This is a genomic window from Pseudonocardia sp. 73-21 (genome assembly GCF_001899645.1).
GTDB lineage: Bacteria > Actinomycetota > Actinomycetes > Mycobacteriales > Pseudonocardiaceae > Pseudonocardia.
In genome coordinates this window covers 26,534-37,606 of sequence record NZ_MKVV01000097.1, presented here as the reverse complement: position 1 = coordinate 37,606, position 11,073 = coordinate 26,534, and the positions used below count along the sequence as shown (strand labels likewise).

Genomic DNA, 11,073 nt, shown 5'->3' with positions numbered 1-11,073 from the left:
CACACCCTGCCGTCCCGGGCGTCCGGAACCTCCCGTCCCGAACATCAACAACCTTACGGAGGCCACCATGACCGCACGACGTGCACGCACCGCCGACACACAGCCCACAACCGCTCAGCCGCAGGCGCGGCTGATCACCTCGGCATCGGTGGTGACCCAGGTGGTCGTCCGAGCCGCCGGACTCGTCCCGGCGCGCCTTGACCTCACCCACGCGGCCACGCCCGAGCAGCAGCTGGGAATCGTCCTCGGAAATGTGCTCGTATACCTCCGCAGTGGGATCACCGCACGGGCCGTCGCGGAGGGGTGGGCGGATGCGGCCGTGCACGCGCGCGGGCTTACTCCGGCGGTGACCGGGCGCCGCCCGCTGCTGATCGGGCCGTCCACCGTGTCGGCGATGGTGCATCTCGTCGGTACCCCGCAGGTGACCGCGGGGCTGGAGCCCGCGCGCGCCGACGGCGCCGTTCCGGCGGTGCTGCGGATCAAGGTCGGCCCGATCACGTGGCTGGTCCACGACGCCACGGCGTTCGCCTCGATGCACCGCACGTGGCGGCAGGCCGCGCGGCTGCTCGGCGACAACCCCACCGACGACGAGTAGCAGGCGGACAACTGTGGACAACTCGGGGCGGTCGCCGACGCGGCCGCCCCGAGTGCGTCACCATCGCGGGCATGGACGTGAAGTGGTGGGTTGGGGTGCTCCCGAGCGGGGTAGAGAACGTGCAGACGGTCGCGTCCGGGCACGAGGCGACGCACGCGGCTGCGGCCGGGGCGGCTGTCGACGCTCTGGTGGTGGTCGCGGCAGATCGCGGCCGGCAGGAGTACCGGCTCAGGGTGGCCGGCGCCGAGCTGATGGTGCTTCCCGGACTGACCGAGGAGGGAGACGTCGATCTCGACGCGCTGGCCGGGACGTGGCACCACATGTGGCACGAAACGTAGGCGGACGCCGTGCTCAGACGCTGTCCATGAGGCCAGGACGACGACTTTTATCGCAGGTAGAGGCCCTGGAAGTCGCGGAACGAGCGTCTTGTAAGCGGTAGGCCGAGGGTTCGATCCCCTCCTCCGGCTCGGAGTCTTGACCTGCATATATAAGACACAGAAGATCCGATAGTGATCAACTGTGGCCTATCGAGACGGTTGGTCGCCGCCACTCCGGTGGCTGTACCGCACCCCGTGGTTGCGCACTTACCCTGCACTGTAGTGCGGCTACCCAGGGGCCGCGTGTGGCGCAGCGTCGCAATGACCATGAGCAGTGGGCCCGTCAGCAGGTTCGCGAGCAGGAGCGCCAGGAACGCGCGGCGCTGGCGGCTGAGAAGGCATCCGAGCGGGAGCAGACCATCACCATGGCAGGCACGGTCCTGGGGGTCTACCGTGACCTGGACGTGCCCGAACACGAGTTGCGTCTCGGTCCGGGGGATGCGCTCGTGCTCTACACCGACGGCGTGATCGATGCCCGCGGTAGCGACGGCTTCTACGGAACCGATCGCCTCCGGACGTTGCTGAGCTCCTGCGCGGGGACCCAGCTCGACGAGATCGCGGACACCCTGCTCGCCGACGTCCTGGCCTTCCAGGACGGCCACGCCCGAGACGACATCGCACTCATGCTGCTGCGAGCCCGACCATGACCACCTCATTTAGGGGACTGCTGAAAATCGTGGACCGACACCCACGTGAAGGGTCGTTCTGATCCGCAGCGTGAGCTGTTGGATGTCGAGTCGCTGGCCGGTCATCTGTTGCCCGAGGGCGGGGTGTTCGCGTTCCCGGCCTCACACCGCCACGATCTGTTCGGTGCCGAGCTGTTCGCGGACCTGTTCGCCACAGGCCGCGGCCGTCCGTCGGTTCCGGTCGAGGTGGTCGCCTCGGTGATCGTGTTGCAGACCCTGCACGGGCTCTCGGACAGGGAAGCGACCGAGGCGCTGACCTTCGATCTGCGCTGGAAGGCCGCGTGCGGGCTCGCGGTCACCGACCCGGGGTTTCACCCGACGACGTTGACCTACTGGCGCCGCGGGCTCTCCCGTAGTGAGCGCCCGAACCGGATCTTCGAGGCGGTCAGGACCGTGGTCGCCGAGACGGGGGTACTCACCGGGAAGACCCGCCGAGCGCTGGACTCCACGGTGCTGGACGACGCGGTCGCGACCCAGGACACCGTCACCCAGCTGATCGCCGCGGTCCGCCGGGTCGCCCGCGAGGTCCCCGGCGCCGCCGCGGTGATCGCCGAGCACACGACGGCTCACGACTACGGCGATCCGGGGAAACCGCGGATCGCCTGGGACGACGCCGCTGCCCGGGCTGAACTGGTGGATGGCCTGGTCGGTGACGCGCACCGGGTTCTCGGGCACCTGCCCGACCAGGAACTCGACGCGAAAGCCGGCGAGGCGGTGGCGTTGATGGCACTGGGGACCCGAAGTTGTAGCGGCTGATCATGTAGCAGACCTCGGCGGCGATGGTCGCCGGAACGAGGAGCGGTCCGGGCAGGGTCTCGAGGAGCCGTGAGCATTGCTCGTGCCAGACATCGGTGTCGTCGAAGCCGGCGATGAGGGGGCCGGCGTCGACGAGGATCTCACTCAGCTCGGCGGCCCATTCCGTTGCGGACGTCGTCCTTGAGGCGCTCGCTCAGGGTGTGTTCGCCGGTGCTGACGCTGCCCAGCCAGTCGAGCTTGCGGCGTCGCGGGGTGGTGTCGTGGTCTCCGTTGATGACCTCGAAGCGGACGTGGTCGCCGGCGTGCATCCGGCGGCTCGGTCGCTGGATTCCGGTTGCGGGCGCGCGTGCTATCGGCCCCTGATCGTGTCGATGATATGGAGGTAGGGGCCGGGGTCGATCCGCGCGTCGACCAGCAGCGGCCCGTGCGGCACCGACTCCAGTGTGCGGCGCAGTTCGTCGACGTTTCCGGCGACGACACCGGGCACGCCCATCGCGCCGGCGACCGCGGCAAAGTCCGTCGGCGCGTAGGTGACGGCTGGGGTGCCGCCCTGAGCGTCGCGCTGCTTGAGCGCGATGAGGGTGAGCGCCGCGTCGTTGAACACGATGATGGTGACGTCGAGGGCCAGGCGGGCGAGCGTCTCGATCTCGGAGATGGCCATGCCGAGCCCGCCGTCACCCGTCAGACAGGCGACCCGGCGTCCCGGGCGCGCCAGCGCGACTCCGATCGCCGCGGGTAGGGCGAACCCCATGGTGGACAGGCCGTTGGAGATCAGGACGGGGTCCGGACCGTCCGTGGCCCACAGCGGCATCGTGGCGAGCATGTGCGCGCCGGCGTCGACGGTGAGCAGGACGTCGCCGAGCGCCGCACGGGTTGTGCGCACCAGGTCGAGCGGGGTGAGGGTGCCGGGCCCGGCGGGGGGATGAGCGCCGAGCCGGTCGAAGACGCTGTCGTGGATGCGGCGCCCCGCGCCGGGCGGCCAGTCCGGTGCGACATCCTCCAGGACGGCGGGCAGAAGAGTGGTGTAAGGGCCGACGAGCAACAAGGGATCGCCGAAGTAGGCGGTCGCGGCGGGGTGCGAGTGGACGAGGACGACCGCGGCCCGGGCCGACCACGGCCCCGGAATTGCCTCGACCGTGTCCAGCCCGATCCCGACGACCAGGTCCGCTTCCGCGAGCAGCGGCTGTTCGACGGCGGCGCCGGTGAACAGTCCGGCGAAGGTCGGCCAGGATTCGGGCACCACGCCCTTCGCCGCGTAGGTGACCAGCACCGGGCACTCGAGACCCGCCAGGGCTCGGCGGACGGCGGCCCCGTCGGGGATCGCGTCGACCCCCACGAGGACGACCGGACGCCGCGCGGCGGCCACCAGGCTGCGTGCGTCCGTCATGTGCTCCGGATCGACGACGGGAGGGGCCGTCGGTTCCGGCGGAAGGTCACCGGCGGTCGTCGGGTCGAACGCCAGGTGCACGGCCCCAGCCGGGGAGCGCAGGGTCAGCCGGGCCGCTGCCTCGGCCACCGCCGCCGCCCCGCCGTAGCCGAGCGTGCCGCTCCACTTCGTCAGCGGTGCCGCGGCGGCGACCTGGTCCAGTCGCTGGTGCGCGGTGCGGTCCGCCGTGGACGCCGGGACGGTGTCGCTGACCAGGAGCAGCGGGGCCCGGTCGAGGGTTGCCTGAGCGAGACCGTTGGCCGCGCTGGTCAGGCCGGGTCCCCGGGTCACGAGCGCGGTGCCGGGTGTCCCGGTCAGCCGGCCGTAGGTCGATGCGGCGATGCAGGCGGCCGTCTCGCCGTGGGTGAGGACGAAGCCGATGCCGCGCTCGGCCGCGGCGCCGATCACGTCGAGGTTGGGTCCCCCGCCGGGGACCCCGAAGATGCGTCGGACGCCCGCGGCGAGCAGCCCGTCGGCGAGTGCGGCGGCCAGCCCGCGGGTCGTGGTCGGCTCCACGTCTCCACCTCAAGTGTTGACACTTAGCGAATGGTCTCACCGTAGCGTTGGAGAATGCTCTGTTCACAGCCTGGACATGTCGTTCGCGCGCGCCTAGCTTCTGCCGAAGTGTCAGCAGTTCGTGTGTCGATCTGAGGGAGCCAACGATGGCGATCACAGTGGCCAAGTTCCGGGACGTCTCCGAGGGCACCCAGCCGGGCCAGTTCGAGGTCGGCGACCGGGCCTCGGTCTCGAGCCTCGGCGACCTCGACCCGATCTACAAACAGCTGATCGACGATCCGGTCACGGCGGTCGTGTCCGTCACCGGGGGCACCGGCCGGTCGAACCTGACGCCGGTCTGGTTCGACTACGAGGGCGACACCGTGCTGCTCAACCTGGCCACGCACCGCAGGAAGGTCGACTGGCTGCGCAAGGCCCCGGAGGCCACGTTCCTGCTGATGAACCCGGCCAACGCCTACCACTGGATCAGCATCAAGGCCACGGTCAGCCGGGAGATCTCCGAGGACGACCCGGTGGAGGGGCAGCGCGTCACGGCCCAGCTCGACCGGATCTGGCACAAGTACACCGGCGACCCGGGCGCCTACGCTCTGCGCGACCCGGGCCGCGAGGAGCGCCGGGTGCTGTTCGAGCTCACCGTCGACTCGATCGCCACCTTCGGCCGTCCTTGAGCGCGACGACGGCGGCGGCCATGCCCGCCGTCGCGGTCGTCGGGGGCTCGCTGGGCGGGCTCACCGCCGCGCTGCTGCTGCGCGACATCGGCTGCGACGTCACGGTGTACGAGCGATCGCGGGAGACGCTGCAGGCGCGCGGCGCGGGCATCGCCGTGCTGCCCGAGACCCTGCGCTACCCAGTGGAACGCCTGGGGATCCCGGTCGGGCGGATCACCTCCAGCACCGACTGGATCCGCTTCCTCGAGCGCGACGGTTCGGTCCGGCACTCCCAGCGCCACCTGTACCGCTTCTCCTCCTGGAACACGATCTACCGGACCCTGCTCGACGCGATCGGCACCGAGCGGTACCGGCTGGGCCGGGACGTGACGTCCTTCGCCACGGACGGCACGGGCGTGCAGGTGTGCTTCGCCGACGGCGGTGCCGTACGGGCCGACCTGCTCGTCTGCGCCGACGGGATCGGTTCGGTCGGACGGTCGACGTTGCTGCCCGAGGTCGAGGCGCGCTACGCGGGCTACGTCGCGTGGCGGGGGACGGTGCCCGAGCGGGAACTCGACGGACCGACGTTCGACGCGGTGCACGACGCGCTGACCTACCAGGTCCTGTCCGACAGCCACGTCCTGGTCTACCCGATACCCGGGCCCGACGGGGCGGTCGACGTCGGGGAACGCCTGGTCAACATGGTCTGGTACCGCAACGTGGCAGAGCCCGACCTGGCCGCCTTCCTCACCGACCGCGACGGGCAGCCGCGGCCGGTGTCGCTGCCCCCGGGCTCGGTGCGCGACGAGCTGGTCGACGAGCTGCGGTGCTCGGCGGCGGCGCTGCTCGCACCCCCGATCGCGGAGGTCGTTGCGCGCATCGGGGAGCCGTTCGTCCAGGCCGTGTTCGACATCGGCGTGCCGCGCATGGTGTTCGACCGGGCCTGCCTGATCGGCGACGCCGCGTTCGCCGTCCGCCCGCACGCCGCGGCCGGCACGGCGAAGGCGGTCGAGGACGGGTGGGTCCTCGCCGCCGCGCTCGAGGCCGCGGGCGGCGACGTGCCCGCGGCCCTCGCCGCGTGGGAGGCCGCGCAGCTCACGCTCGGTTCCCGGCTGCTCGAGCGCAACCGGGATATCGGTGACAGCTCCCAGTTCACCGGCACCTTCCGGCCGGGCGACCCACGGTTGATCTTCGGCCTGTACGGTCCCGGGCGATGACGCGCGTCGTGGCGTCCGGGATGATCAGTCCGGTGCACGAGGAGTCGGTGACCCGGCCGCTGGTCGTCCCGGGTGGCCGCGACGCCACCGACGTCATCCACGCGGACCTGCGCGGGCGCATTCTCTCCGGTGACATCGCCCCCGGCGCGGACCTCTCGCAGGCCCGGATCGCGAAGGAGCGCCTGGTCAGCCGGGGGCCCGTGCGCGAGGCCTTCCGGCTGCTGCAGCGCGAGGGCCTGATCGAGGTGGAGGTCAACCAGCGGGCCCGAGCCACCGACCTGTCCGTGGACGAGGTCGAGCACCTCTACGCGCTGCGCGTGTCCACCGAGACGCTGGCCCTCGGGCTGAGCGTGCCGCGCTTCAGCGCCGCCGACCTCGACGAGCTCGACCGGCTCGTCGACGCGGTGGCCGCGGCGGAGGGCCGGGGTTTCGACGTGTGGGAGGGCCTGCACCACCGGTTCCACATGGGACTGGTGGCCCATGCCGGGCCGCGGATGCTGAGCTCGATGGCCCTGTGGGCCGAGCACACCGGCCGGTACCGCAAGGTCTACGTCGGCCGGGAGGGCAGCGGCTGGACCCTCGGGGCCCGCGAGCACGGCGAGCTCGCCCGGCTGTGCCGCGAGGGCGACGCTCCGGCCGCGGCCACGCTGCTGGCCCGGCACCTGTCGCGGGCCGGGCTCGCCCTGATCGCCTCGATGGACCCCACCCACGAGCCGGCGCTGCTGCGCGCCGCGATCCGTCAAGCGCTCGCCGCCGCCGAGAGGGGCATGGCATGACCACGACACCCGCTCCGCTCGCCGTCGCGACGCGCATGGCCGTCGCCGCCCGGGCCTGGTTGGACGTGCTCGACCCGGATCAGCGCGTGCTCGCCCACTGGCCGGCCCCCGGCGCCGACCCGGAGACCGACGCCGAACGCCTGCGCTGGTTCTACACCCCGACCGACCACGGCGGCGTCCCCGTCGGTGCGCAGCGCCCCGCCCAGCAGAGCAGGGCCATGCAGCTCGTCGCGGCCGGGACGTCCACCGCGGGGTACGGCACCGTGGCCACGATCATGGGCCTGGAGAACGTCCTGGACCACGTCGAGGACTTCGCCGTCGACTGGGGGCGGGAGCGGGGCCGGGACCCCGGCCTCTACTACCTGCGGGTCTTCGGGGAGCCGGGCCCGGCCGGGGCGTGGGGCTGGCGGTTCGGCGGCCACCACGTCTCGCTCAACGTCCTCGTGATCGACGGGGCCGTCCGCTCCACCACGCCGTGCTTCCTCGGGGCCGACCCCGCGTCGTCGCCGCTGGTCGGGGACGGGCTGCTGCGGCCGCTGGGCCGGGTGGAGGACCTGGCGCGTGAGCTGGTGCGGTCGCTGTCGCCCGAGGCCGCCGCCCGCGCCGTGCTGCTCGACCGTGCCCCGAGCGACATCGTCGGCGGCAACCGCACCCGCATCTCCGACGGCGACGAGATGATCCTGCTGCCCGACATCTGGCGCACGCACTTCACCGAGCAGCGGCTGCACGAGCGGATCACCGGGATGAGCCGGGCGGCGGAGGAGGCGTCCGGCTTCGACGCCGACGACCACCGGCGACTGGCGCTGACCGCCGGGCCGAAGGGGATCCCGGCCACCGCGCTGGACACCGGCCAGCGCGAGATCCTGCGCGCCCTGCTGGCCGCCTACCTGGGCCGCGTGCCGGACGGCCTCGCCCCGCCGCTCGACGAGGACGCGGTGCACTTCGCCTGGGCCGGGCCGACCGGGCCCGGGGCGCCGCACTACTACCGTCTGCAGGCTCCGCGGCTGCTGCTGGAGTGGGACGACACCGCGCGCGGTGCCAACCACGCCCACTCCGTCTGGCGCGACCCCGAGGCCGACTTCGGGCTCGACGCGCTCGCCGCGCACCGGGCCGCGCACCACGGCTGATGGCCGGCGTCGCGGAAGAAGGCGTTCGGCCCCTTGCGGCTCCGGCACCGCCGCGTCACGGTGCTGGGGTGGGCTCACCGGAGGCGCCGTCGACCCTGCGCTCGTGGATGAGCGCGGTGGGGGAGATCGCGCGGGCCGTCAACGCCGCCGAGCCGCTGGACGGCGTGCTGGCCCGGGTCGCCGAGCAGGCCTGTGCGCTGATCGGGTTCGAGTACTGCGCCGTGATGCTGGCCGAGCCCGGCGAGGAGCACCTGCGGGTCGCCGGCTCGTGGGGGCTCTCGCGCGACTACGTCGCCCTCGTCAGCGACACCGGGTCGCTGCTCATCCACCCGGCCGGCCCGAACCTGGACTCGCCCGCCGCCGAGGCCTACCGGGCGGGCCGGACCGTCGCCGTGTCCGACGTCGGGAACGCGGTGAGGTACGGGCGGCTGCGGCACCTCGCGCCCAAGCAGGGGTACCGGGCGCTGATCGCGGCGCCGCTGCACGCCCCCGCCGCCGGGACCCTCGGGGTGGTCGTCGCCTACTCCGTGGCCGCCCGGGAGTTCGGTGCCCCGGAGGTGGAGCTCGTCGAGCTGCTGGCCGACCAGGCCGCGCTGGCGTGCGAGGCCGCGCGGCTGCGCAACGACCAGCAGAACGTGATCACCGAGCTCTCGCGGACCAACGCCGAGCTGCAGCGCAGCCGCGCGGTCACCGACTGGGCGGAACGGCAGCACCGCGCGCTCATGCGGCTGGTGCTCGACGAGGTCGGCCTGGCCGGGCTGGTCGCCGCGCTGGCCGACACGCTCGGCGCGTCCGTGACCGTCGAGGACCGCCACAGCCGGGTGCTCGCCCGCGCGCCCGCCACCGGCTACCGCGCTCCTCCGGACGAGGCCGCGCGTCGGCGCCGGCCGGTCCGGGCGGCGCTGGACACGCTCGCCCGCCACAACGAGGTGGTGGAGGTGCGCTTCGACCGCTCGGGCCGCCCCGGCGCGTCGGCCGTCGGCCATCCCGTCGGGCGCGCCCACGGCGTCTGGGTGGCGCCGGTGGTGGTCGGCGGCGAGCTGGCCGCGCGGCTGTGGGTGACCAACCCGCGCGCGGCGCCGGCCCCGGTGGAGCGCCGGGTGATCGAGCGGTTCGCGCTGGTCGTGGCGCTGGAGGTGCTCAAGCACCAGCACCTGGTGGACGTCGAGGAGCGGCTGTCGGGCGACCTGATCGGCGACCTGCTGCACCCGGGCGGGCCGCAGCACCCGCAGGGCGTGCTGGACCGGGCGGCGGCGCTGGGCCACGATCTCGACCGCCCCCACGTCGTCGCGGTGCTCGCGCTCGACCCGCCCGGGCCCACGCCCCGGCTGGCCGAGGTCGTGCGCGCGGCCGCGCGGCAGGCCACGCCGCCACTGGTCGGGCCGCACGAGGACGTCCACGTCCTGCTGTTCCCCGACGGTCCCGGTCTCGACGACGTGCTGCGCGGCGTCCTCGCGCAGGTCGAGCTGGCCCTGCCCGAGCGCACCGCGACCATCGCGATCGGGCCGGTGGCCGACGGCCTCGCCGACCACGGGTCGGCCTACCGCGTGGCCCGGGGAGCGGTGCGGCTGCGGCGCACGGCCCGTCCCGGGGGGCTCGTCGACGTCCGGGATCTCGGCCTGGCGGCGTTCCTGCTGGAGGAGGGCGCGCCCGACACGCTGCGCCGGTTCGCGCGGAACCTGCTGCGCCCCGTCGTGGCCCACGACGGCCAGCGCGGCGGCGACCTGCTCCCCACCCTGCGGGCGTGGCTCGCCGCAGGCTGCTCCACCTCGGCCACGGCACGGGCGCTCGTGGTGCACCCCAACACGGTGGGTTACCGGATCGCCAGCATCGAGAAGCTCACCGGCCGCAGCCTCCGGCGCAGCGACACCCGGCTGGATCTCCAGCTCGCGCTGACGGTGCGCGACATCGTGCAGGTCGAGGCTCCCTAGTTCCCGCCCGGGTCTGTGGGCCTGCCCAGCACATCCGCGGTTGTTCTGGGTGACCACACATGGTCCGCCGGTGAGCGGACTCGTCACGATCGACACCGCGCCCGCGGCTGCACGTCCCGGCCGCGGCGCGGACGACAAGGAGGTCGCCGTGAAACCGCCCCCGTTCCAGTACGCCGCGCCGACGAGCGTGGCGGAGGCCGTCGAGCTGCTGGGCGCGCACGCCGACGACGACGCCCGGGCCCTCGCCGGCGGGCAGAGCCTGGTGCCGCTGATGAACTTCCGGCTCGCCCAGCCCGCCTACCTGATCGACCTGCGCCGCATCGAGGAGCTGACGCGGATCCGGACCGAGGGCGACACGCTGGTGATCGGCGCGATGGTGCGCCAGTCGCACGCCGAGCACGCGCCCGAGATCGCGGTCGGCGCGCCGCTGCTGGCGGAGGCGCTCGGCTACGTCGCGCACCCGCCCATCCGCAACAGTGGCACGGTCGGGGGCAGCATCGCCCACGCCGACCCGGCCGCCGAGCTGCCCGCCGTCGTGCTCGCCCTGGACGCCGAGCTCGTCCTGGCCGGCCTGGGCGGCACGCGCACGGTCGCGGCCGCCGACTTCTTCACCGGCCCGTTCTCGACCGCGATCGGGTCCGGCGAGATCCTCACCGAGGTGCGCATCCCGCGTCGCGCGGGGGGCCACGCCTTCGTGGAGTTCGCGCGCACGCACGGCAACTTCGCCCTCGTCGGCGTCGCGGCGGTCGTCGAGCTGGACGGCGGCACGGTGGCGCGGGCGTCGATCGCGCTGAGCGGGGTCGCCCCCGTCCCGGTGCGGGCCACCGCGGCCGAGGAGGCGCTGACCGGCACCGTGCCGGACGACGCCTCGATCCGGGCGGCGGTGGACGCCGCCGTCGCCGGGCTCTCGCCGGCCGGTGACGTGCACGGCGGCCGCGAGACCCGCACCGACATCGCGCGCAGCTACCTGCGCCGTGGCATCGAGCTGGCGCTCTCCCGCGCCGGGGACCGGAGGTGAG

General features: G+C 73.4%; 11 protein-coding genes and 1 pseudogene. 10 read left to right on the top strand and 2 right to left on the bottom strand.

Annotation, left to right across the window (positions count from 1 at the left end; all coding sequences use genetic code 11):
• The first annotated feature begins 67 nt into the window (after window positions 1-67).
• From BGP03_RS31165 to BGP03_RS31150, 4 genes and pseudogenes are all read left to right on the top strand, one after another.
• On the top strand, window positions 68-595 hold the full coding sequence (locus BGP03_RS31165; protein ID WP_298799530.1) for a hypothetical protein: 528 nt from the start codon (window positions 68-70) through the stop codon (window positions 593-595).
• A gap of 71 nt (window positions 596-666) precedes the next feature.
• The gene (locus tag BGP03_RS31160) at window positions 667-933 is read left to right on the top strand and encodes a hypothetical protein (protein ID WP_298799531.1); all 267 of its coding nucleotides are present in this window, start codon (window positions 667-669) and stop codon (window positions 931-933) included.
• 284 nt (window positions 934-1,217) lie between these two features.
• A complete protein-coding gene (locus tag BGP03_RS31155; protein WP_298799532.1) occupies window positions 1,218-1,619 on the top strand; it encodes a PP2C family protein-serine/threonine phosphatase in 402 nt (133 codons plus the stop codon).
• Window positions 1,620-1,664: 45 nt separating this feature from the next.
• Window positions 1,665-2,390 (top strand): annotated as a pseudogene (locus tag BGP03_RS31150) (transposase); the annotation flags it as partial.
• A 164-nt stretch (window positions 2,391-2,554) separates the two neighbouring features.
• On the opposite strand, the gene BGP03_RS31145 reads toward BGP03_RS31150, so the two are convergent.
• Complete coding sequence (locus BGP03_RS31145; protein ID WP_298799533.1) at window positions 2,555-2,722, bottom strand: hypothetical protein; 168 nt, start codon at window positions 2,720-2,722, stop codon at window positions 2,555-2,557.
• A gap of 41 nt (window positions 2,723-2,763) precedes the next feature.
• Window positions 2,764-4,356, bottom strand: coding sequence for a thiamine pyrophosphate-binding protein (locus BGP03_RS31140; RefSeq protein ID WP_298799534.1), 1,593 nt, complete (start codon window positions 4,354-4,356; stop codon window positions 2,764-2,766).
• A 146-nt stretch (window positions 4,357-4,502) separates the two neighbouring features.
• Here BGP03_RS31140 and BGP03_RS31135 point away from each other — a divergent pair, with 146 nt between their 5' ends.
• The 6 genes from BGP03_RS31135 to BGP03_RS31110 all read left to right on the top strand — a co-directional run bounded on the left by BGP03_RS31135 (window position 4,503) and on the right by BGP03_RS31110 (window position 11,072).
• Window positions 4,503-5,024, top strand: coding sequence for a pyridoxamine 5'-phosphate oxidase family protein (locus BGP03_RS31135; RefSeq protein ID WP_296376889.1), 522 nt, complete (start codon window positions 4,503-4,505; stop codon window positions 5,022-5,024).
• On the top strand, window positions 5,021-6,220 hold the full coding sequence (locus BGP03_RS31130) for an NAD-binding protein (RefSeq protein WP_298799535.1): 1,200 nt from the start codon (window positions 5,021-5,023) through the stop codon (window positions 6,218-6,220). Before BGP03_RS31135 ends, BGP03_RS31130 begins: the two co-directional genes overlap by 4 nt.
• Window positions 6,217-6,996, top strand: coding sequence for a GntR family transcriptional regulator (locus BGP03_RS31125; protein WP_298799536.1), 780 nt, complete (start codon window positions 6,217-6,219; stop codon window positions 6,994-6,996). Before BGP03_RS31130 ends, BGP03_RS31125 begins: the two co-directional genes overlap by 4 nt.
• A complete protein-coding gene (locus tag BGP03_RS31120) occupies window positions 6,993-8,123 on the top strand; it encodes a DUF3500 domain-containing protein (RefSeq protein WP_298799537.1) in 1,131 nt (376 codons plus the stop codon). Before BGP03_RS31125 ends, BGP03_RS31120 begins: the two co-directional genes overlap by 4 nt.
• Before the next feature lie 68 nt (window positions 8,124-8,191).
• Complete coding sequence (locus BGP03_RS31115; RefSeq protein WP_298799538.1) at window positions 8,192-10,054, top strand: helix-turn-helix domain-containing protein; 1,863 nt, start codon at window positions 8,192-8,194, stop codon at window positions 10,052-10,054.
• A 70-nt stretch (window positions 10,055-10,124) separates the two neighbouring features.
• A complete protein-coding gene (locus BGP03_RS31110) occupies window positions 10,125-11,072 on the top strand; it encodes a xanthine dehydrogenase family protein subunit M (protein WP_298799539.1) in 948 nt (315 codons plus the stop codon).
• The last annotated feature ends 1 nt before the right edge of the window (window position 11,073 follow it).